We start from the raw sequence: 22,728 nt of genomic DNA on the forward strand, positions 1-22,728 counted from the left end.
GTCTGCCCCGGCCCCCGGCCGCGTCACTCCCACCGGAACCAACGGGTCGCCGCTGCAGCCAGCAGGGCGGTCCACAGGGCCATCACCCCCAGATGCGCCCAGCTCGGCCAGCCGCCGGAGGCCGCCCTGTCCAGTGCTTGGGAGGCCGCGCCGAACGGGGTGCACTCGACGATCCGGCGGAGGGTGCCCGGCATCGTCTGGACCGGTACCCAGACCCCGGCCGTGAACATCATCGCGAGGTAGACGACCGAGCCGACCGCGGCGGAGACCTTGGTGGTGGCGGAGACCGCGCTGACCATCGCCCCGAGGGAGAGAACGCTCGCGGTCGCCAGGAGCAGGGCCAGCAGATAGCCGGCGGGCTGACCGGGCAGCCGCACGTCGAAGGCGATACGGCCGACGGCCATGACCAGCACGGCCGAGCCCAGGGCGGCGGCGCCGTGGAGCGCGATCTGTGCGGTGAGCAGGGCTGACGGCCGCACCGGAGTGGTCGACATGCGGCGCAGGATGCCGCGTTCGCGATAGCCCGTGAGGACGGGCGGCATGGCCTGCAGCCCGGCCATGATCATGGCGAGCAGTACGGCCACCGGCACATACAGGTCGATGACGCGGCGGCCGCCGAGGGCGTCGTCGGGATGCCGGAAGGACGGGACCAGCCCGAGGATCGTCATCAGGACGGTAGGGAACACGAGGATCCAGAAGAGACTGCCGGGCTCGCGGAGGAAGAGCCGGGTCTCGCACTTGAGGACGGCGAAAGAGGGGTTGCCAGAGGCCGGAGTGGTTGATGCGAGGGAGGTGGTGGGCATCTCAGGCCGCCGTTTCCTTGTCTGCTTCGGTTTCTGGCTCTGTCTCGGTGAGGTCGAGGAAGGCATCGTCCAAGGTCGCTTCGCTGACGCGCAGTTGGTGTGCGGTGATGCGGTGCCGGGCCAGCAGCGAGATCACCGCGTTGACGGTCTCGTCGGTGCCGTTGATGACGATCCGGCCGCCCTTCTGCTCGGCCGACGCCGCGCCGGGGAGCTCCGCCAGATCTCCGGTGGCCAAGGGTTGCGAGGGGGTGAAGGAGATGGCGGTGGTGCTGCCGGCCCTGCTGATCAGGCCGGACGGGGTGTCGAGGGCGACGACCTTCCCCTTGTCGATCACGGCGATCCGGTCGCAGAGCCGCTGGGCCTCCTCCATGAAGTGGGTCACGAGAAGGACGGTCACGCCACTGTCCCGTACCTCTTCGATCAGCTGCCAGGTGTCACGGCGGGCCCGGGGGTCAAGTCCGGTGGTCAGCTCGTCGAGCACCACGACCCGCGGGTTGCCGACCAGGGCGAGGGCGATGGACAGTCGCTGCTTCTGACCGCCCGACAGCTTGGCGAACCGGGTGGTGAGCTTGGTGTGCAGACCGAGCCGTTCGGCCAGGGCCCGCCAGTCGGCGGGGCGCGGATGGAAGGCGCTGTGCAGCTCCAGCGCCTCGCGCACCGTGAGCTTGGCCTGCAGCTCGCTCTCCTGGAGCTGGGCTCCCAGCAGTTGCGTCACCGGCCCGTGGTCGGCGACGGGGTCGAGTCCGGCGACCCGGACCGTGCCGGCATCGGGGACGCGTAGTCCCTCCACGCATTCGACGGTCGTGGTCTTGCCCGCGCCGTTGGGCCCGAGGATCCCGAAGATCTCCCCCTCGTCGACGGCGAAGGTCACTCCGTCCACCGCGGGGCGCCCGGCGTAGGCCTTGCGCACCCCGTTCACTTCGATGATGGCCATGGGTACGAGGGTCCTGCCGGGCGGGCCCGCGCGGCATCGTCCATCGCGCTCGAAACGGCATCAGCCGATCGGTTGATGGCGGGTACGACCGCGAGGAAAACCAGATGAGGGATGTCAGTGGTGAACCGTAGGCTCGCCCCTGATGCCCGAAAACCATGTAGAGCCCAAGCACCGGTCCGCCGCGCACTCCCTGCTGCGGCTGTGGCCTTACGTGAAGCCTGTACGGATCCGTCTGTTCGGCGCGGCTGCCGTGGCGGTCGTCGCCTCCTGCCTCGGCCTGGTGATACCCCTCGTACTGAAGTGGATCGTGGACGGCCCGGTCGCGCACCACGATCCGGGCGGAGTCTGGCTCGGCGCGCTCTACCTGCTGTTGCTGGGCATCGTCGAGGCGCTGCTCTTCGGGCTGCGGCGGTGGCTGGTGGCGCGGCCGCTGGCGGGCGTCGAGGCGTCGATGCGGGCTGACCTGTACCGGCATCTGCAGCGGTTGCCGGTGGCCTTCCACGACCGGTGGCCATCGGGTCAGCTGCTGTCGCGCGGCACCACGGATCTGATGCTGCTGCGTATGTTCCTGGCCTTTCCGCTGACGTTCCTGCTGGTCAACGCCACCACCATCCTGGCCGGTTTCATCATTCTGCTGGTGCAGCAGTGGACGCTGGGATTGGTGCTGCTGGCTCCGGTGGTGCCGCTGGTGATCCTCTGCTCGGTCTTCGAGACGAAGTACGCGGTGGTGGCGCGCAAGGCCCAGGACCAGGTCGGCGATCTGACGACGGTGGTCGAGGAAAGCGTGCTCGGCATCCGCATCATCAAGGGTTTCGGCCGGCACCGCAGCCAGGCCCTGGCCTTCCGTGGTCTCTCGCAGCGGCTGCGCGGTACGGAACTCGACAAGGCTGGGCTGCTCGCCGGCATCTGGGCGTTCATCACCACCATCCCCGAGCTGGCGATCGGGGCGGCGCTGGTGCTCGGCACGATCCAGGTCGCGGACGGCGGACTGTCGGCGGGCACGCTCGTCGCGTTCCTGTCGACGGCGCTGGCGCTGCGATGGCCGGTCGAGTCGATCGGCTTCCTGCTGGCGATGAGCCAGGAGTCGGCCACGGCGACCGAGCGGTTCTTCGAGGTGATGGACGTGGCGGAGGAGCGTGAGACGGCCGGGGAGTCGGACGAGGAGCCGTCCGCGGGGACGTCCGCGAAGTCGTTCCCGGAGTCTTCCGCAGACGGCGGGATGGTCTTTGAAGGCGTCGAGTTCCGCTACCCGGACGCGGAGGCCGGGTCCGTACCCGTGCTGACCCGGATCGATCTACGGATCCGCCCCGGCGAGACGATGGCCCTGGTCGGGGCCACCGGATCCGGGAAGACGACGCTCACCGCGCTCGTACCGCGACTGCACGACGTCACCGACGGGCGGATCACGCTGGACGGTGCCGACATCACCACCCTGCCGCGCGAACGGCTGCGTGAGCTGGTGTCCGTGGCGTTCGAGGAGCCGACACTCTTCTCGGCGAGCGTCGGGGAGAACGTTCTCATGGGCGCCGAGGGCGCCGGCGAGGACGAGCTGCGGCGGGCGCTGTCGATCGCGCAGGCCGACTTCGTGTACGACCTGCCGCACGGCATCGACACCCAGGTCGGCGAGCAGGGTCTCAGTCTCTCCGGCGGTCAGCGGCAGCGCCTCGCACTGGCCCGCGCCGTCGTCGGGAAGCCGCGCTTCCTGGTGCTCGACGACCCGCTCTCGGCATTGGATGTGCATACGGAGACGCTGGTGGAGGCCGCCCTGCGGCGCGTGCTGGAATCGACCACGGCCGTGGTGGTCGCCCACCGGCCGTCGACGGTGATGCTCGCCGACCGGGTGGCTCTCTTGTCGGAGGGCCGGATCAGCGCGGTCGGCACCCATCAGGAACTGCTGCGCAGCAACGCCGAATACGCCTGGCTGATGTCCGGCGCCGGAAGCTCGGTGTCCGCTGAACTCACCGACGACATGACCGCCGGGGATGCTGGTACCGCATACATGTCCGACGCCGGCGTGCGTGCCATGGACGTCCCTGCCGAGGAGGGCAGTGCCCGATGACCGATGCGACGACAGGGTGTCCCACAGGGACGGACGGCGACGACGAGAACCGCTCCGGGCCCGGCCCGGAGTCAACGGCCGCCACCACGACGGGCGCAATGAGACACCCCGTCACGAGCTCCGGCGCGCGCACGAGCACGGTTGCGGCCACGGTTGCGGCCACGGAGATCAAGGTCCGCGACCTGAACGGCACGGGTGCGGGGACAGGTACCGGGCAGGGCGGCGGTCCGCGGACGAAGGCCCGGGCCACCGACCTGGAACCCGACTCCGCCGTCGACGCCGGGGCCGGGGACCCCTTCGACCGGGACGACCTGCCCACGCCTCGCGGCGCTACCCGCACCCTGCTGGTGTCCCTGCTCGGCCCGCTCAGGGGCCGGGTGGTGGTGGCCGCGCTGTTCCTGCTGATCCAGCAGGTAGCCGTCCAGGCCGGCCCACTGCTGGTCGCCTACGCGATCGACAGCGGCGTGCCGGCGTTCCGGGACAAGGACTACGGGCCGCTGATCGCCGTGGCCATCGGATACGCACTGTGTTCGGCGGCCGCGGGAAGCATGCAGTACGCGTTCATCCAGGCCTCCGCCCGGATCAACCAGGACGTGCTGCTCGATCTCCGCGGGCGGATCTTCCGGCATGCGCAGGCGCTCAGTGTGGACTTCCATGAGCGCTACACCTCGGGCCGGCTGATCTCCCGCTCCACCACGGATGTGGAATCGCTGCGGGAGCTGCTCAGCGAGGGCCTGCAGGAACTCATCGGCGTGGTGCTCTCCTTCGTATCCATCTCACTGATGCTCCTGTGGCTGGACTTCGATCTCGGTGCGGTCGCCGTCCTCTCCTTCGTCCCGCTGTATGCGCTGGTGCGGCTCTACCAGCGGCGGGCCGGTGTGATCTTCGCTGCGCGGTCCACGGCGATCGCGGCGGTCATCGTGAAGTTCGCGGAGACGATGAACGGAATCCGTCCCGTCCAGGCCTTCCGCCGCGAGCGCACCAACGACGCCGAGTTCGACGGGCTCAACCAGCGGCACTGCCGGACCAACGGCAACGCGCTGCTGGAGATGGCGCGCTACGTCGTCGGCTCCCGGCTGGTCGCGAACACGGCGGTGGCCGGGATCGTGCTGTGGGGTGCGTACCGAGTCGCCTCCGGCGCTCTCGCACTCGGCGTGCTCGCGGCGGCCGTGCTCTATCTGCGACGGCTGTACGACCCGATCGACCGGCTCGGCATGTTCCTCAACTCCTATCAGTCGGCCGCGGCGTCGCTGCAGAAGATCGCAGGTCTGCTGGCCCAGACCCCCACCGTGCCGGAGACCACGAACCCGCGGGAGCTGCCCGCCCGCACGGGTGAGCAGCCGGGCCGGGACGTGGTCTTCGACTCGGTGAGCTTCGCCTACCGAACGGGCGGCGAAGTGCTGCCCCGCTTCGACCTGACGATCCCGGCAGGGCAGACCGTGGCCGTGGTCGGTTCGACGGGCGCCGGGAAGTCGACGCTCGCGAAACTGCTGGCCCGGTTCTACGACCCGACCGACGGCCGGGTGCTGCTGGACGGGACCGATCTCCGGGACCTCGCCACACCCGAACTGCGGCGCGGCGTGGTGATGGTGACCCAGGAAGCGTTCCTGTTCTCCGGGACGGTCGCCGAGAACATCGCCATCGGCCGCCCGGACGCCACCCCCGCGGAGATCGAGCAGGCCGCGAAGGCGATCGGAGCGCACGACTTCATCAGCAGTCTGCCCGACGGATACGACACGGACGTACGGAAGAGGGGCGGCCGGATCTCGGCCGGCCAGCGCCAGTTGGTCGCCTTCGCCCGCGCCCTGCTCGCCGACCCGGCGGTGCTGATTCTCGACGAGGCGACGAGCTCCCTCGACATCCCCGGCGAACGGGCGGTGCAGCGCGCCATGGACACGGTGCTGCACGGCCGGACCGCGGTGGTGATCGCCCACCGGCTGTCGACCGTGGAGATCGCGGACCGGGTGCTGGTGATGGAGCACGGCCGAATCGTGGAGGACGGCTTCCCGTCCGAACTCATCGGCGGGACAGGACGGTTCGCGGGGCTCCACCGCGCCTGGCGGGAGAGCCTGGCCTGAGACCGACCGCGGGTGACGGTCTCCCCGTCGGCCTCCCGCAGCGGCGGTCTAAGGGCTGTCCCGTGATCCCTGGTGGATCAGCGCGCGGCGTCGGATGCGGTGCATCGCAAGGCGGAGGAGCGTCCTCATACTGGGCGTATTCGGGCGTTCCGACAACGCAGCGAGGTGCCGTAGCTGTCGTCGTGCGCCCGCCAGGGATTACGGGACAGCCCTTAGGGTGCGTACATGACTGATCCCGTGGGTCACCCGGTCGGCCCGCATGTGGACCAGGAGACCCCGGACCTGCGCAGCCCCGGGCGGTATCTGTGGTGGCTGGTCACCCGTCAATGGCGCCGCGTTGCCGCCGGGGCCCTGCTCGGCAGCTCCTGGATGATCTGCCTGACCCTGCCGCCGTACCTGCTGTCGCGCGCCATCGACGACGGGCTGCGGACCGGGGGCGGCGCTGCGCTGGCCGGCTGGGTCGCGGCACTGGTGGGTGTCGGAGTGCTCAACGCCTGGCTGGCCATCATGCGGCACCGCACGATGACCAGGGTGCGGCTCGACGGTGCCTTCCGTACGGTGCGGGTGGTGGTCGCCCAGGCGACCAGGCTGGGCGCGGCGCTGCCGCGCCGGGCCACGGCCGGCGAGATCGTCACCATCGGGTTCGGTGACGTCGCCAGGATCGCCGATACGCTGACCGTCACCGGGCCCGGCGTCGGCGCCGTCCTCGCCTATGTCGTCGTGGCCGCACTGCTGTTGGCCGTCTCGCCGCTGCTCGCCGCGGTGGTGCTGCTGGGCGTGCCGCTGCTCGCGGTGCTGGTCGGTCCGCTGCTGGGGCGACTCCAGGGAGCCGAGTCGGCGTACCGCGACCGGCAGGGCAGCCTCGCCGCCAGTTTCGCCGACATCGCCGGCGGTCTGCGTGTCCTCAACGGCATCGGCGGCAAGGACGTCTACGCCGAACGCTACCGGCGCGGTTCGCAGGAGCTGCAGGCGGAGGGGTACCGGGTCGGGGCGGTGACCAGCTGGATCCAGGCACTCGGCGTCGGCCTGCCCACCCTGTTCCTGGGCGCCGTGACCTGGCTGGCGGCCCGGATGGCCGCACAGGGCGAGCTCACCGTCGGCGAACTGGTCGCGGTGTACGGCTATACGGCGGTTCTCGTCGTGCCCGTCTCCGCCTTCATCGAGGGCGGCTACGACATCAGCCGCGGTCTGGTCGCCGCGCGCAGAGTCATCCACTTCCTGTCCCTGGAGCCCGACTCGACGGTCCGGGAGCCATCTTCGCCATCTCTGAACGGGCCCGAGTCGCCCTCCGTCCTCCACGATCCTGAGTCCGGGGTCGAGGTGATCCCCGGAAGGCTGACCGCTCTGGTCGGCGCCCGGCCGTCGGACTCCGCGACGGTGATCGACCGTCTCGGCGGCTTTGCCGCGTCGGCAGCGACCTGGGGCACCGTGCGCCTCGACGAGATCGAGCCGGCCCAGGTCCGCGCGCGGATTCTCGTCGCGGACAACGAGGCCGACCTGTTCGCCGGCACGCTGCGCGATGTCGTCTCCGGCAGCCGGGACCGGGACGACGAGGTGCTCCGCCGTGCCGTCCACGCTGCCGCGGCCAAGGACATCGTCCGCGGCCTGCCCGACGGCCTCGGCTCCACCGTCGACGCCCAGGGCCGCAATCTCTCCGGGGGCCAGCGGCAGCGGGTCCGCCTCGTCCGGGCCCTGCTGGCCGATCCCGAGGTCCTCCTGGCGGTCGAGCCGACCTCGGCCGTCGATGCGCACACCGAGGCAGCCATGGCGTCCCGGCTGCGCACGGCACGGTCCCGCCGCACCACAGTCGTCACCAGCACCTCCCCTCTCGTGCTGGACCTGGCCGACACCGTGTACTACCTGGTCGACGGCTCCGTCGCGGCTGTCGGCTCCCATCGCGAGCTGCTGGACGGACAACCCGGTTATCGCCTGCTGGTGTCCCGTGGTGCGGACGATGACGACTCCGTCCCCGCGGGCGACGAGTGCGGACCCGCGCCCCAGGAGGCCACCTCATGACTGCTTCTTCGTCCGGTGCCCCGGCAGAGCCCCGGCCGCCGTCCGGGGCTCTGCCGGTCGCCGAACCGTTCCGGATCCGTCGCGCGGCCGTCCGGCTCGTCCGGCAGGACGGCCGCGCCTTCGCCGCGCTGCTCGCGCTCAACGCGCTGGCCGCCGGCGCCGGACTCGTCGCCCCGTGGCTGCTCGGCCGGGTCATCGACGAAGTCAGGGCAGGCGGCGGAGTCGGCACCGTGGACCGGCTGGCGTTCACCATCCTGGTCTTCGCCCTGGCACAGCTCCTGCTGGCCCGCTACGCCGGCCTGGTCGGACACCGTTTCGGCGAACGGACCCTGGCGCGCGTCCGCGAGCAGTTCGCCGACCGCGCACTGGCGCTGCCCGCCTCGGTGGTCGAGCGAGCCGGCACGGGAGACCTGACGACCCGCGGCACCACGGATGTCGCGGCGGTCGGTACCACCCTCCGCGACGTCGGCCCCGATGTGCTGATCGCCGCGGTCCAGGCGCTGTTCATCCTCGGGGCCGTCTTCGTACTCAACCCCTTGCTCGGTGCCTGCGGCGTGCTCGGGCTGCTGGGCATCTGGTTCGCCGTCCGCTGGTATCTGCGCCGGGCGCTCACCGCCTACCTCGCCGAGGGCGCGGCCAATTCGGCGCTGGCGGAGCAGCTGGCTGCCACCGCCGCGGGCGCCCGCACCGTCGAGGCGCTCGGGCTGCAGAAGCGCCGTATCGACGCATGTCACCAGGCGATCGAGGACTGCCGGCGCACCCGGACCCGCACGCTGTTCCTGCGCAGCGTGCTCTTCCCCGCCGTGGACATCTCCTATGTAGTTCCCGTGGCCGGTGTCCTGCTGACCGGCGGTGTGCTGCACAGCCACGGCGCCATGAGCCTGGGTGCGGTGGTCGCCTCGGCCCTGTATCTGCGGCAGCTCTCCCAGCCGCTGGACACCATCCTGCAGCGGGTCGAACAACTGCAGAGCAGCAGCGCGTCCTTTGCCAGGGTCGAGGGGATCGGGGTGGTGCCGCACGTGCCCTCGGCCCGCTCGCTCACACCGGCGGACGACCGTTTCGCGGTGACCGGTGTGCACTACGCCTACGGCGGCGGGGGCGACGACGCCGACGTCCTGCACGGAGTCGGTCTGACGGTCCGGCCCGGCGAGCACCTGGCGATCGTCGGCCCGTCCGGCGCCGGCAAGACCACGCTGGGCAGGCTGCTGGCCGGCGTGGACGTGCCGCGCACCGGCTCGCTGACGGTGGGCGGGGTACCGGTGGCCGGTCTGACGCCCGACCGGTTGCGCCGCCAGGTCGTCCTCGTCACCCAGGAGCACCATGTGTTCCTCGGCACGGTCCGGGACAACCTGCGGATGGCAGCGCCGTCGGCCACCGACGCCGAACTGCGCGCGGCGCTCGCCACTGTCGGCGCCGAGTGGGCCGACGAGCTCCCGGACGGCCTCGACACCGATCTGGGCCATGCGGGACACCGCCCGGACGGCGCACAGGCCCAGCAACTCGCGCTGGCACGTGTCGTACTGGCCGACCCCCACACGTTGATACTCGACGAGGCCACCGCGCTCCTGGACCCGCGGACCGCACGGCACACCGAGCGAGCGCTGGCCGCCGTCCTCGAAGGCAGGACGGTCATCGCCATCGCGCACCGCCTGCAGACGGCCCATGACGCGGACCGGGTGGCCGTCATGGAGGACGGCCGGATCACCGAACTCGGTGCCCATGACGATCTGGTGGCCGCCGACGGCGCCTACGCCGCACTCTGGCGTTCCTGGCATGCCGACCGGTCTCATTCGCCGTCGTCGTGAACACGGCGCGGAGCCGGTTCTCCGCGACAGGACTGCGGAGACAGCGGCGGCGGCTGCCATGACCGCGCCGCCGGGCGTCTCACGCTCGGCGGCGGGTGCGCCGGGCAGCGTTCGGCGGATGTCCCGGTCGCGGACGGTTCGGAACGAGCCACAGTTCGAGGCCATTTCCGCTGACGGGCGCTACCCCGAACCCAGCTCGCTGTTCGAACACGATGCGTGCGAGCTCGACTTAGATCGCTCTACGAATCAGGCCTGCATCCGGACCCTGGATGGCGTCGCGGTGATGATCGGTGAAACGTCCGCTTAACGAACATGACGTTTCCGGCAACGGACGAATTCTGGCCAAATTGTTGACGCGGTCCTGACAGAGACGTCCATCTGCTGACACTCTTCCCCCGTTCTGCGCACTGCTTGCTCTGCCCGGACGGCTCACCCAGCCGCCGGTACCCCCCTCGCAGAAGGAGTCCGCGTGAGATCCACGCCCAGCCGTCGCGCCACCGCGACCGGCGCTCTGATAGCCGCAGCAGCCCTCCTCGCCACAGGAATCCAGACGGGCACGGCAGCCGCCGTGCCCGACAGTGCCGCTGCCGCCCCGGCCGCCACCCGAGTCAATCACGGGGCACTGGCCAAGCAGCTCTCCCCCTCCCAGCGCGCCGAGCTGATCCGCGAGGCCAACGCGAGCAAGGCGGCCACGGCCAAGGAGCTCGATCTCGGCTCTCAGGAGAAGCTCGTCGTCCGCGATGTCATCCAGGACAACGACGGCACCACGCACACGCGTTACGAGCGCACCTTCAACGGACTTCCGGTCCTCGGTGGGGACTTGGTCGTCCAGGAGTCCAAGGCCGGTGAGACCGAGAGCGTCACGAAGGCGTCCAAGGCCTCCTCCGCCCAGCTGAAGGCCGTCGACACCGCCGCCGATGTCGCCCCGGCCAAGGCCGAGACGCAGGCTCTCGGTGCGGCCAAGGCCGCCGGCTCCAAGAAGACCGTCGCCGACCGGGCACCGCGCAAGGTGGTCTGGATGGCCCAGGGCAAGCCGCAGCTCGCCTACGAGACCGTCGTCGGCGGCCTCCAGGACGACGGCACCCCCAACGAGCTGCACGTCATCACCGACGCGTCCAGCGGTGCGAAGATCTACGAGTGGCAGGCCATCGAGACCGGCACCGGCAACACCCAGTACAGCGGACAGGTCACGCTCGGCACCGCCCCGTCGTACACGCTGACCGACACGACACGCGGCAACCACAAGACGTACAACCTGAACCACGGCACGTCCGGCACCGGAACGCTGTTCTCCGGCTCCGACGACATCTGGGGCAACGGAAATCCGACGAATGTCGAGACCGCCGCGGCGGACGCGCACTACGGCGCGGCCGAGACCTGGGACTACTACAAGAACGTGCAGGGCCGCACCGGTATCCGGGGCGACGGCGTCGGCGCGTACTCCCGCGTCCACTACGGCAACAACTACGTCAACGCCTTCTGGGACGACAGCTGCTTCTGCATGACCTACGGGGACGGCAGCGGCAACGCCGCACCGCTGACCTCCCTGGACGTGGCCGCGCACGAGATGACGCACGGTGTCACCTCCGCCACGGCCGGCCTGGTCTACAGCGGCGAGTCCGGCGGGCTCAACGAGGCGACCAGCGACATCATGGCCGCCGCGGTCGAGTTCTACTCGAACAACGCCACCGACGTGGGCGACTACCTGGTCGGCGAGAAGATCGACATCAACGGCGACGGCACCCCGCTGCGCTACATGGACAAGCCGAGCAAGGACGGTGCGTCCAAGGACGCCTGGTACTCCGGCATCGGCGGAGTGGACGTCCACTACTCCTCAGGTCCCGCGAACCACTTCTTCTACCTCCTCTCCGAGGGCAGCGGCGCCAAGACCATCAACGGCGTCTCGTACAACTCCCCGACTTCCGACGGCCTGCCGGTCACCGGCATCGGCCGCGACAAGGCCGCGCTGATCTGGTTCAAGGCGCTCACCACCAAGTTCAGCTCCACGACGAACTACGCGGCGGCCCGCACCGGCACCCTCGCTGCGGCCGGTGAGCTGTACGGCACGACCAGTGCCGAGTACAAGTCGGTGGCCGACGCCTGGGCCGGCATCAACGTCGGCTCGCGCCCCGGTGGCGGAGGCGGCGGCACCGTCTTCCAGAACACCACCCACGTCGCCATCCCGGACAACGGCGCGGCCGTCACCAGCTCGGTCAACGTCACCGGCGTCACGGGCAACGCGCCCAGCACCCTCCAGGTGGGGGTGGACATCACCCACACCTGGCGCGGTGACCTCGTCATCGACCTCGTCGCCCCGGACGGTACGGCCTACCGGCTGAAGAACTCGTCGTCCAGCGACTCGGCGGACAACGTCCAGACGACCTACACCGTCAACGCGTCGTCCGAGGTCGCCAACGGCACCTGGAAGCTGAAGGTCCAGGACGTCGCCTCGCAGGACACCGGCACCGTCAACAGCTTCAAGCTGACCTTCTGAACCCAGCAGCACGTTCAGGGCAGTCGATGAGCTGAACCGCCCGGGAGGGATGCTCCTTCCTCCCGGGCGGTTTCGCCGTTCCGCGAAACGACTTGCCTCTGGATGCCGCTCAGTTGGGGTTGTTCGCGTGCGTCAGGGTCTCCCAGGCCACGAACAGGTTGTTGGATCCGGCCGGCCTCTGCTGTTCGGTGAGGGTCTGGGTGTTGGTCATGGCGATACCCATCCGGTTGTGCAGGGCGTTGAAGCCCACTTCGGTGACCGGGCCGAGGTTGTCCTTGAGCGTGCCGCCGCACAGCGTCGACGGAACTGCAGCGCCCAGCTGGTACTTGGCGTGGAGGCCCAGTGCGTGGCGCAGGCGTTCGGCGATCTCGGGGTAGAGGTCCTGGCCCTGGATACGGCTTGTCTCGGCGATGTGGGAGATGGCGGAGATGCCGTAGCCGGTGTGCGTGAGATCGCGGCAGGTCTCCTGGGAGAGACCGTCCATGAAGGTGGACTGCCCCTGCCAGTAGCCGATGATCTCGTCGCGCGTGTCGAGGCCGCTGCCCGGTGCGGTCTTCGGCAGGGCGCCGTCGGCGGCGATGTAGATGTACGCGGGGACACGTCCGCGGAACTTCGTGACGGCCTTGTCGTAGGCGGTGCGGTCCTCGAGGAAGACCGCGATGCCGATCGCGGCCTCGGTCATGCTCAGTTCCCAGTTCCCGTTGCTGTTGGAGCCGTTGATGACCTTGGGGAGGTAGACGTTGCGCAGCATGGTGGCGAAACGGCCGGAGTTCGGCCAGCTGCTGTACGTGTACTTGATGATCTCGGCGGCCCGGGGCCACGAGGAGCCGGCCCAGCCGGTCTGAAGCGGGGCGTTGCTGTTGGTGTGGTCCTGGATCACGGCCGACCAGGCGTCCATGATCTCGATGGACTTCTGGGCGTAGCGGCTGTCCTGAGTGATGTACCAGGCCAGCGCGAGGGTGTAGGCGGCAATCGCGTCTTCGCGCTCGTCGGTGCAGCCGTAGTTGGGGTTGGAGTACGAGCCGCACTCCACGATGGCGCGTGGCTTCGCGGTGCGGGTGAGCGAGGCGTACTTGCTGGCCAGCATCTGGTCGTACGCGCTCTTCCAGGGCTGGGCCCCGGCCTGCACCTTGCCGCGAACGAAGTCGAGCTGGGGGCGGCTGACGAGGACGCCGGGGTGGGTGAAGGAGGCCGGGGCCGCGGCCGTGGCGGCCTTCACCGCTTGCGGGCCGTCGGCGGGTACGGCTCTGTCTGCCGACGCCGGGGCCATGAAGACCGCGGTGAGCAGGGCGGCCAGTGCTGTGGCGAGGCCGAGGCCGCGCCCGATGGATCCGGTACGCATGTGGGGTGCCTTCCGGTGCGGAGGAGGTTCAGCAACTCTCTTCAGAACCAGTTCAGTTCACAGACATGAACATCGAGTCGAGTTGTGAACTCTGCAATGAGTGAGGAACCTAAATGCATCCCATGGACACGTCAAGACATTGCGTTCAGAAAACGAAGGAGCCCGACACCTCGCAGGTGCCGGGCCCCAGGGGTCGGGTCATCAGCGCATCAGCACGCCCGCACCGTCTCCCGTCGCTTCCGTCGGCAGGGCGACCAGGCCCAGTTCCGCGCTGGTCGCGAGCAGCGGGTGGGCAGGAAGTACCCGCACGGTGTAGCCGTAGGGCCCCGTGCGGTCGAGGGCGAGCGGCCCCTCGTACAACCAGCGGCCCTCCAGGTCCTGGCCGCCGGTCGGCTTCAGCGGGAAGACCTGGGTGTCCAAGATCGCGTCGGCTGAGTCGACCCGCCCGGCCACCGCCTGCACCTCCACATCGTCCGGCTCCAGTGCTCCGAGGGCGATCCGGACCCGCAGCGCCAGCGTGGACCCCAGCTCGGCCGAACTGCCCGCCGTGCCCGGTGCCACGGCCTCCACGTGGTCGACGGCGACCCGCGGCCAGGCCGCACGGACCCGGGCCTTCCAGTCCGCGAGTTCCCGCGCCGTGGCGGTGTCCAGGGAGCGGTGGGCCAGTGCGGCCGGTGCGTACAACCGCTCCACGTACTCACGCACCATGCGTCCCGCCAGAACCTTGGGCCCGAGGGATCCCACCGTGCGGCGGACCATCTCGACCCAGCGCTCGGGCAGACCTTCGGCGCCTCGGTCGTAGAAGCGTGGTGCGACCCGCTCCTCGATCAGTTCGTAGAGCGCATTCGCCTCCAGATCGTCGCGCCGGTCCTCGTCCATGGCGGACCCGTCCGCGGTCGGGATCGCCCAGCCGAAGTCCGGTTCGAACCACTCGTCCCACCAGCCGTCGAGCACCGACAGATTGAGACAGCCGTTGAGGGCAGCCTTCATCCCGCTCGTGCCGCACGCCTCCAGCGGGCGCAGCGGGTTGTTGAGCCAGACGTCGCAGCCCGGGTAGAGCTTCTGTGCCATCGCCATCCCGTAGTCGGGCAGGAAGACGATGCGATGGCGGACCCTGGGGTCGTCGGAGAACCGCACCAGCTCCTGGACCAGCCGCTTGCCGCTGTCGTCGGCAGGGTGTGCCTTGCCCGCGACAACGATCTGAATCGGCCGGGTCGGGTGGAGCAGCAGTTCCGTCAGCCGGTGACGGTCGCGCAGCATCAGGGTCAGCCGCTTGTACGAGGGCACGCGGCGGGCGAAGCCGATGGTCAGTACGTCCGGGTCCAGCACACCGTCGATCCAGCCGAGTTCGGCCGGCTCCGCACCCCGTGTGCGCCACGAGGCGGAGAGCCTCTTGCGCACCTCGGTCACCAGCTGTTCGCGCAGGTTCCGCCGCAGGTCCCAGATCTCCCGGTCCGGGATCCCGGCCGCCGCATCCCAGCGTCCCGGCGTGCCCCCGTACCGGTCCCGCAGGTCGAAGATCTCGGGCGCGACCCACGTGGGCGCGTGCACGCCGTTGGTCACCGAGGTGATCGGCACCTCCGCAACGTCGAATCCTGGCCACAGTCCCGCGAACATCTTCCGGCTGACCGCGCCGTGCAGGGTGGAGACTCCGTTGGCACGCTGGGCCAGTCGCAGGCCCATGACCGCCATGTTGAAAAGGCCGGGCTCACCGCCGGGGTAGGTCTCCATGCCCAGCTGCAGGATCCGTTCGACGCCCACGCCCGCCAGTTCACCGTCGTCGCCGAAGTGGCGGGCGACGAGCTCCCGGTCGAAGCGGTCGATTCCGGCCGGCACCGGGGTGTGGGTGGTGAAGACCGTGCCGGCCCGCACCGCCTCGACCGAGGAGTCGAAATCCAGCCCGGTGCCGGAGAGTTCACGAATACGTTCCAGCCCCAGGAAGCCGGCGTGTCCCTCGTTGGTGTGGAACACCTCCGGCTCGGCGTGCCCCGTGAGCCGGCAGTAGGTCCGTACGGCCCGTACCCCGCCGATGCCGAGCAGCATCTCCTGGAGCAGACGGTGCTCGCTGCCGCCGCCGTACAGCCGGTCGGTGACATCGCGCTCGCCGGGCGCGTTCTCCTCCACGTCGGAGTCGAGCAGGAGCAGCGGGATGCGGCCGACCTGGGCCTGCCAGATACGGGCGTGGAGCGAGCGGCCGCCGGGGAGGGCCAGTACCACTTGGCTCGGTGTTCCGTCGGCCTCGCGCAACAGGGTGAGCGGCAGTTCGTTCGGGTCGAGGACGGGATAGTGCTCCTGCTGCCAGCCTTCGCGCGACAGGCTCTGGCGGAAGTAGCCGTGCCGGTAGAGCAGACCCACCCCGACGAGGGGTACGCCCAGGTCGCTGGCGGCCTTCAGATGGTCCCCGGCAAGGATGCCGAGTCCGCCGGAGTACTGGGGAAGGGCTGCGGCCACACCGAATTCGGGCGAGAAGTACGCCACGGCGGCGGGCAGTTCCGTGCCCTGAGCCTGCTGCTCCTGGTACCACCTCGGACCGTCCAGATACTCCTGGAGGGCGCCGGACACCTCGTTGAGCCGGTGCAGGAACTGCTCGTCCCGGGCCAGCTCGGCGAGCCGCCCGGCGGAGACGGTGCCGAGCAGACCCACAGGGTCGGAGTCCGCCGCCCGGCTGCCCTTCGGAGCGACGGCCTGGAAGAGCTCACGTGTCTCGGTGTGCCAGGACCAGCGCAGGTTGCGGGCGAGGTCGCTGAGCGGTTGAAGGGGATCGGGGAGGACGGGACGCACGGTGAATCGACGAATGGCCTTCACGTATTCCACCTTTACAGGGGACGTACGAATCCGAGGGGACGCACCACGGTGTGCGCCCTCTCCGTCACCCTCGACGGTACGGTGCACCGCACTGCGAAACCACGGCGCGTGACCGGCTCACGGCGGGCGACGCCCGGTGAGCCGCCCGCCCCGGCCACGCCCCCGGCCGAAGCCCCGCAGGCATGGGTCCCCTCCGTATCACTGCCCTCTTGGAGCAAATCGCTGCGCATCCGCCACGGGGGTTATGGCCGATTCCACCCCCTCGGGTGGCCTTGTGGCACCTCATCCCACAGGGAAGGCTGCCGTGTGGCACGTACGGGGTCGGGGGCGGACCGCCCGACCACCGGCGCGACTCCGTGCGGCGAGTTCCACGTCGAGGAGGAGGTTTCGGCTCATGGGACGGGCACTACGACGCCCGACGCCCGGCACGCCCCGCCCGAGCACCGGCGAGGCCGACCACGCCGGCCCGTCACCAGGGACGGAGCCCGGCGCATTCAGACCTTCACAGCTACGCCCGAGTAGTTAACAAACCACCGGATTGGCCCCCCGAGAACGGTGGGAAGGCTTCTGCGGTACACAGCCCGAATACCGCCCGAATGCGGATCATCTGCGATCCAGCAGCGGCTCGTACGCAGTGCGTACGGGGCCGGTGTGCATCCGGTCCCCACCCGTACACCACACCCGTGCCCCAGCCATTCGAGTGCCATTCGAGTGAACGCGGACAGGAGCGGCCATGCTCACACCCCATCAGCCGACAACGGAGCAGCTAGAAAGGACGGACCCCCACAGTCGCGGCGTACTCGCTCAGCCCTTCCCGGCCTCGCCGCACCCCGTGCAGCCCGAGCTCCAGTCCCCAGGTGATTCCATGATCGGTCGTATTCCCGTCCTCGACGTCCGCCCGCTCGTCGACTGCGGCAGAAGGCCCGCGAAGGCCGTTGCCGGTGAGACCTTCCAGGTCACGGCCACCGTGTTCCGTGAAGGCCATGACGCGGTCGCCGCCAATGCGGTTCTGCGGGATCCGAGCGGACGAACCGGCCCGTGGACACCGATGCGCGAGCTCGCCCCCGGCTCCGACCGATGGGGCGCCGATGTCACCCCCGATTCCGAAGGGCGCTGGACGTACACGGTCGAGGCCTGGAGCGATCCGGTGACCACCTGGCGCCAGCACGCCCAGATCAAGATCCCCGCCGGCATCGACTCCACGCTCGTCCTGGCCGAGGGCGCCGCGCTGTACGAACGGGCCGCCGAGGGCGTACCGAAACGGGACGGGCGCGAGGCCGTGCTGGCCGCCGCCGACGCGCTTCGTGACGAGTCCCGTCCGGCCGCCGCCCGGCTCGCCGCCGCGCTCGCTCCCGAGGCCACCGCCGCACTCGCCCGCCACCCGCTGCGCGAGCTGGTCACCGCGGCCCGACCGCTCCCCCTGGTCGTCGAGCGCCGACGGGCCCTGTTCGGTTCCTGGTACGAGCTGTTCCCCCGGTCCGAGGGGGCCAGGATCGAACCCGCCGAGCCGGTGAAGGCGACCAAGGCGGCCAAGAAGGGCAGGGCGGGGAAGGCTTCGGCCAGGACGGAGGAGCAACAGCAGGGAAGGATCATCAGCGGCACGTTCCGTACCGCTGCCGAGCGGCTTCCCGCTGTCGCCGCCATGGGGTTCGACGTCGTCTATCTCCCGCCCATCCACCCCATCGGAACCACCCACCGCAAGGGCCCCAACAACTCGTTGTCCCCCGGCGCCCACGATGTCGGGGTGCCGTGGGCGATCGGTTCGGCCGAGGGCGGTCACGACGCAGTGCACCCCGAGCTCGGCACGCTCGACGACTTCGACCACTTCGTCGAGACCGCCCGCACCCTGCGCATGGAGATCGCGCTGGACTTCGCGCTCCAGTGCTCCCCGGACCACCCGTGGGTGGAGACGCACCCCGAGTGGTTCCACCACCGGCCGGACGACACCATCGCCTACGCCGAGAACCCGCCCAAGAAGTATCAGGACATCTATCCGATCGCCTTCGACAAGGATCTGCGCGGCCTCGTCGCGGAGACCCTCCGCATCCTCCGGTTCTGGATGGACCACGGCGTACGGATCTTCCGCGTCGACAATCCGCACACCAAGCCGGTCGTCTTCTGGGAGAAGGTGATCGCCGACATCAATCGCACCGACCCCGATGTGATCTTCCTGGCCGAGGCGTTCACCCGCCCCGCGATGATGCACACGCTCGCGACGGTCGGTTTCCAGCAGTCGTACACGTACTTCACCTGGCGCAACACCAAGCAGGAGCTCACGGAGTACGTCAGCGAGCTGTCCGGCGACGCGGCCTCCTACATGCGGCCCAACTTCTTCGTGAACACTCCGGACATCCTGCCGGGCTATCTCCAGGAGGGCGGACGTCCGGCCTTCGAGGCCCGGGCCGTGCTCGCCGCGACGCTCTCGCCGTCCTGGGGCATGTATGCGGGGTACGAGCTGTGCGAGAACACCCCGGTACGGGCCGGCAGCGAGGAGTACCTGGACTCGGAGAAGTACGAAATCCGGCCCAGGGCCTGGGAGTCGGCGGAGCGCGAGGGCCGTTCCCTGGCTCCGCTCATCACCTCGCTCAACCGGATCAGGCGCCGTCACCCCGCCCTGCAGCAGCTGCGCGACGTGCACTTCCACGCCGCCGACAACGACGCGCTGATCGTGTACAGCAAGCGCTCGGGTTCGAACATCGTTCTGGTGGTCGTCAACCTCGACCCTCACCACACCCAGGAGGCCACGGTCTCGTTGGACATGCCGCAACTCGGCCTCGACTGGCACGAGACCGTGCCGGTGCGTGACGAGCTCACCGGCCACACCTATCACTGGGGCAGGAACTTCTATGTGCGCCTAGAGCCGGGCGTCACGCCCGCGCACGTCGTCGTCCTGCGACCGTCCCCGCCGACCGGAGGGTCACCCACACCATGATCGTCAATGAGCCTGTCCACGACAAGTTCGAGGACACCCCCGCCAAGGACCGCGATCCCGACTGGTTCAAGCGCGCCGTCTTCTACGAAGTCCTCGTCCGGTCCTTCCAGGACTCCAACGGTGACGGCATCGGCGACCTCAAGGGTCTCACCGCCAAGTTGGACTACCTGCAGTGGCTTGGCGTCGACTGCCTCTGGCTGCCGCCGTTCTTCAAGTCGCCGCTGCGCGACGGCGGCTACGACGTCTCCGACTACACCGCGGTACTGCCGGAGTTCGGCGATCTCGCCGACTTCGTGGAGTTCGTCGACGCCGCGCACCAGCGCGGCATGCGCGTGATCATCGACTTCGTCATGAACCACACGAGCGATCAGCACGACTGGTTCCAGCAGTCCCGCAGCGACCCCGACGGCCCGTACGGCGACTACTACGTCTGGGCCGACGACGACAAGCAGTTCCAGGACGCCCGGGTCATCTTCGTCGACACCGAGACGTCCAACTGGACCTTCGACCCGGTGCGCAAGCAGTACTACTGGCACCGGTTCTTCTCCCACCAGCCCGATCTCAACTACGAGAACCCGGCGGTGCAGGAGGAGATCATCTCCGCACTCCGCTTCTGGCTGGACCTCGGGATCGACGGCTTCCGCGTCGACGCCGTGCCGTACCTCTACCAGCGGGAGGGCACCAACTGCGAGAACCTCCCGGAGACCCACCAGTTCCTCAAGCGGCTCCGCAAGGAGATCGACGCGCACTACCCGGACACCGTGCTGCTCGCCGAAGCCAATCAGTGGCCGGAAGACGTCGTCGACTACTTCGGCGACTTCCCGGCCGGCGGCGACGAATGCCATATGGCCTTCCACTTCCCGGTGATGCCGCGGATCTTCATGGCCGTGCGGCGCGAGAGCCGCTACCCGGTCTCCGAAATCCTGGCGAAGACCCCGGAGATCCCGTCCGGCTGTCAGTGGGGCATCTTCCTGCGCAACCACGACGAGCTCACGCTCGAGATGGTCACGGACGAAGAGCGCGACTACATGTACGCGGAGTACGCCAAGGATCCTCGGATGCGGGCCAACATCGGCATCCGGCGGCGGCTCGCGCCCCTGCTGGACAACGACCGCAACCAGATCGAGCTGTTCACGGCGTTGCTCCTGTCCCTGCCGGGCTCCCCGATTCTGTACTACGGGGACGAGATCGGCATGGGCGACAACATCTGGCTGGGTGACCGGGATGCCGTCCGGACCCCGATGCAGTGGACGCCCGACCGGAACGCGGGATTCTCCTCCAGCGATCCGGGGCGCCTCTATCTCCCCACGATCATGGATCCGGTCTACGGCTACCAAGTGGCCAATGTCGAGGCGTCGATGGCCTCGCCGTCGTCGCTGCTGCACTGGACACGGCGGATGATCGAGATCCGTAAGCAGAATCGGGCGTTCGGTCTCGGCTCGTACAGCGAACTGCCGTCATCGAACCCCGCCGTGCTCGCCTTCACCCGTGAGTACAAGGACGATCTCGTCCTGTGCGTGCACAACTTCTCGCGGTTCGCGCAGCCGACGGAGCTCGATCTGCGGTTGTTCAACGGGCGTCATCCGGTGGAGCTGATCGGTGGGGTGCGCTTCCCCGCGATCGGTCAGTGGCCCTACCTGCTGACTCTCGCCGGGCACGGGTTCTACTGGTTCAGGTTGCGGAAGGACGCGCCGCCGAGCTGATGCGGTGTCAATTTCCACCGCTGACCGCGGGGCGGTTTCCGCCGCCCCGCACGGGGCACTCTCCCCCACATCGAGCTCTTCAGGGCTCTTCGGGGCTCTCAGGGCTCTTCAGGCAGTTACGGAACTTCGGGGCCCTTCGGGGCGGCTCCCCCGGAGTCGTTCGGGAGTCCTTCCGGGGGCCTCGCGCCTTTTCGAGGCCCTCACGTCGAGTCCGTACGGACCATCCTGACCCGACACGTCCCGCACAGCCGGACAGCTATTGCCGCAATCCGGGACACTCTTCGCATCCTGTGGTGTGCCCGGGGAAAGGACGCGATGCCATGTCGGAGGCTGCATCCACTCGGGTCGCCCTCGCGAACAGCACAGCCCTGCTCCCGTCACTCGCCCCGCTGCTGCACGAATGGCTGCCCCGGCAGCGGTGGTTCGCGGGCAAGGGGCGGCCGGTCACGGCCTTCTCCCTTGTCTCGGCGACCGAAATACTGCCGGTGGACGCCGATTCCACCGGCATCGGCCAGGGGACCGGCCCCGGCACGGGGCCGGGGCTGCTCCATCTGCTGATCCGGGTCCACCAGCCGTCCCTGCCCGCCCAGTCGCCCGACGACTGCTACCAAATGCTGCTCGGGGTACGGTCCACGCTGCCGCCACGGCTCGCCCCGGCCCTCATCGGCCATGTGACGGGCGGCCCGCTGGCCGGCCGGACGGTCTACGAGGGCCTGCACGATCCGCGCCTCGCCGAACTCCTGCTGGAACGGCTCCGAACCCCCGGCACCCTCGGCACCCTGCGCTTCGACCGGGGCGCCGCTCCCATCCCTGCCGGGCTCACCCCCCGCGTGCTCGACACCGAACAGTCCAACTCCTCCCTCGTTTTCGGCAACGCCTATATCTTCAAGATCTTCCGCCGGGTCTTCCCCGGCACCAACCCGGATCTGGAACTGCCGCTCGCTCTCTCCCGGGAGGGCTGCGGGCGGGTGCCGGAACCCGTCGCCTGGTTCGAGGCGACAGCCCCGGAGCCCCTCACCCTCGGCGTTCTCCAGCCGTTCCTGCGCGGCGCGGAGGACGGCTGGCAGCTGGCGCTGCGCGCGCTGGGCTCGGGCCATGACTTCACCCGCGAGGCCCGCGCCCTCGGACGGGCCACCGCCGAGGTGCACACGGCGCTCGCCACCGCCCTGCCGACGCCCGTGCTGGGCAGCGCCCAGACCGAGCATCTCGCCGCCGGTATGCTGCAGCGGCTGGAGGCGGCCGCCCAGGCCGTTCCGGCTCTCGTGCCCTACGTCCCCGGGCTGCGCACCGCGTTCGACGCCGTTGCCGCGCTGGGTCACAAGGGCCGCAGCTGGGCCGCACAGCGCGTCCACGGCGACCTCCATCTCGGCCAGACGCTGCGCGCGGCCGATGGTTTCTGGTCACTCATCGACTTCGAGGGCGAACCGGCGCGCCCCCTCCTGGAACGCCGCCGCCCGCAGCCGCCGGTGCGGGACATCGCGGGCATGCTCCGCTCCTTCGACTACGCCGCCCGCTCGCACCGGCCCTGGAACGCCGAGTGGGCGGCCCGCTGCCGAGCGGCGTACTGCGACGGTTACGCGGAGGCCGCGGGCGTCGATCCGCGCAGCGAACCGGAGTTGTTGCGGGCCCACGAGACCGACAAGGCGGTGTACGAGGTGCTGTACGAGGCCCGGCACCGGCCCGACTGGCTGCCGGTCCCGATGGCCGCGATCCACCGCCTGGCCGCCGCCGTCGACTGATGCCCCGCGCAGTGCGCG

Annotated in this window: 12 protein-coding genes; 8 read left to right on the forward strand and 4 right to left on the reverse strand. The window is 69.7% G+C overall.

What is annotated here, in order from left to right:
• Nucleotides 1–23: 23 nt before the first annotated feature.
• Entirely contained in the window at nt 24–803 is a 780-nt protein-coding gene (locus ACIA8E_RS01150) for an ABC transporter permease (protein WP_399292947.1), read from the reverse strand.
• Nucleotide 804: 1 nt separating this feature from the next.
• Entirely contained in the window at nt 805–1,737 is a 933-nt protein-coding gene (locus ACIA8E_RS01155) for an ABC transporter ATP-binding protein (RefSeq protein WP_399292949.1), read from the reverse strand.
• Between the two features lie 142 nt (nt 1,738–1,879).
• Between ACIA8E_RS01155 and ACIA8E_RS01160 the strand changes: the two genes are divergently transcribed.
• From ACIA8E_RS01160 to ACIA8E_RS01180, 5 genes are all read left to right on the forward strand, one after another.
• Nucleotides 1,880–3,796 (forward strand): ABC transporter ATP-binding protein, encoded by a 1,917-nt coding sequence (locus ACIA8E_RS01160; RefSeq protein ID WP_399292951.1) that lies wholly within the window; start codon nt 1,880–1,882, stop codon nt 3,794–3,796.
• Nucleotides 3,797–3,894: 98 nt separating this feature from the next.
• On the forward strand, nt 3,895–5,874 hold the full coding sequence (locus tag ACIA8E_RS01165) for an ABC transporter ATP-binding protein (protein WP_399292953.1): 1,980 nt from the start codon (nt 3,895–3,897) through the stop codon (nt 5,872–5,874).
• Between the two features lie 225 nt (nt 5,875–6,099).
• Entirely contained in the window at nt 6,100–7,890 is a 1,791-nt protein-coding gene (locus tag ACIA8E_RS01170) for an ABC transporter transmembrane domain-containing protein (protein ID WP_399292955.1), read from the forward strand.
• Nucleotides 7,887–9,695 (forward strand): ABC transporter ATP-binding protein, encoded by a 1,809-nt coding sequence (locus ACIA8E_RS01175; protein ID WP_399292956.1) that lies wholly within the window; start codon nt 7,887–7,889, stop codon nt 9,693–9,695. Before ACIA8E_RS01170 ends, ACIA8E_RS01175 begins: the two co-directional genes overlap by 4 nt.
• A gap of 469 nt (nt 9,696–10,164) precedes the next feature.
• The gene (locus ACIA8E_RS01180; protein WP_399292958.1) at nt 10,165–12,189 is read left to right on the forward strand and encodes a M4 family metallopeptidase; all 2,025 of its coding nucleotides are present in this window, start codon (nt 10,165–10,167) and stop codon (nt 12,187–12,189) included.
• 109 nt (nt 12,190–12,298) lie between these two features.
• On the opposite strand, the gene ACIA8E_RS01185 is transcribed toward ACIA8E_RS01180, so the two are convergent.
• Nucleotides 12,299–13,531 carry an alginate lyase family protein gene (locus tag ACIA8E_RS01185; protein WP_399292960.1) on the reverse strand — a complete coding sequence of 411 codons (1,233 nt, stop codon included), beginning with the start codon at nt 13,529–13,531 and terminating at the stop codon, nt 12,299–12,301.
• Nucleotides 13,532–13,732: 201 nt separating this feature from the next.
• Complete coding sequence (gene glgP / locus ACIA8E_RS01190; protein ID WP_399292962.1) at nt 13,733–16,336, reverse strand: alpha-glucan family phosphorylase; 2,604 nt, start codon at nt 16,334–16,336, stop codon at nt 13,733–13,735.
• An 865-nt stretch (nt 16,337–17,201) separates the two neighbouring features.
• Here glgP and ACIA8E_RS01195 point away from each other — a divergent pair.
• From ACIA8E_RS01195 to ACIA8E_RS01205, 3 genes are all read left to right on the forward strand, one after another.
• Complete coding sequence (locus tag ACIA8E_RS01195; RefSeq protein WP_399292964.1) at nt 17,202–19,268, forward strand: alpha-1,4-glucan--maltose-1-phosphate maltosyltransferase; 2,067 nt, start codon at nt 17,202–17,204, stop codon at nt 19,266–19,268.
• Nucleotides 19,265–20,971, forward strand: coding sequence for a maltose alpha-D-glucosyltransferase (treS, locus tag ACIA8E_RS01200; protein ID WP_399292966.1), 1,707 nt, complete (start codon nt 19,265–19,267; stop codon nt 20,969–20,971). Before ACIA8E_RS01195 ends, treS begins: the two co-directional genes overlap by 4 nt.
• Before the next feature lie 320 nt (nt 20,972–21,291).
• Entirely contained in the window at nt 21,292–22,710 is a 1,419-nt protein-coding gene (locus ACIA8E_RS01205; RefSeq protein ID WP_399292968.1) for a phosphotransferase, read from the forward strand.
• The last annotated feature ends 18 nt before the right edge of the window (nt 22,711–22,728 follow it).

The organism is Streptomyces sp. NPDC051664 (genome assembly GCF_044453545.1).
Classification (GTDB): Bacteria; Actinomycetota; Actinomycetes; order Streptomycetales; family Streptomycetaceae; genus Streptomyces.

Bases quoted from the DNA above. Each gene is read 5' to 3' on its own strand.
- ACIA8E_RS01150 (WP_399292947.1), bottom strand. From the start codon at position 803: ATGCCCACCACCTCCCTCGCATCAACCACTCCGGCCTCTGGCAACCCC.
- ACIA8E_RS01155 (WP_399292949.1), bottom strand. From the start codon at position 1,737: ATGGCCATCATCGAAGTGAACGGGGTGCGCAAGGCCTACGCCGGGCGC.
- ACIA8E_RS01160 (WP_399292951.1), top strand. From the start codon at position 1,880: ATGCCCGAAAACCATGTAGAGCCCAAGCACCGGTCCGCCGCGCACTCC.
- ACIA8E_RS01165 (WP_399292953.1), top strand. From the start codon at position 3,895: ATGAGACACCCCGTCACGAGCTCCGGCGCGCGCACGAGCACGGTTGCG.
- ACIA8E_RS01170 (WP_399292955.1), top strand. From the start codon at position 6,100: ATGACTGATCCCGTGGGTCACCCGGTCGGCCCGCATGTGGACCAGGAG.
- ACIA8E_RS01175 (WP_399292956.1), top strand. From the start codon at position 7,887: ATGACTGCTTCTTCGTCCGGTGCCCCGGCAGAGCCCCGGCCGCCGTCC.
- ACIA8E_RS01185 (WP_399292960.1), bottom strand. From the start codon at position 13,531: ATGCGTACCGGATCCATCGGGCGCGGCCTCGGCCTCGCCACAGCACTG.
- ACIA8E_RS01195 (WP_399292964.1), top strand. From the start codon at position 17,202: ATGATCGGTCGTATTCCCGTCCTCGACGTCCGCCCGCTCGTCGACTGC.
- treS (WP_399292966.1), top strand. From the start codon at position 19,265: ATGATCGTCAATGAGCCTGTCCACGACAAGTTCGAGGACACCCCCGCC.
- ACIA8E_RS01205 (WP_399292968.1), top strand. From the start codon at position 21,292: ATGTCGGAGGCTGCATCCACTCGGGTCGCCCTCGCGAACAGCACAGCC.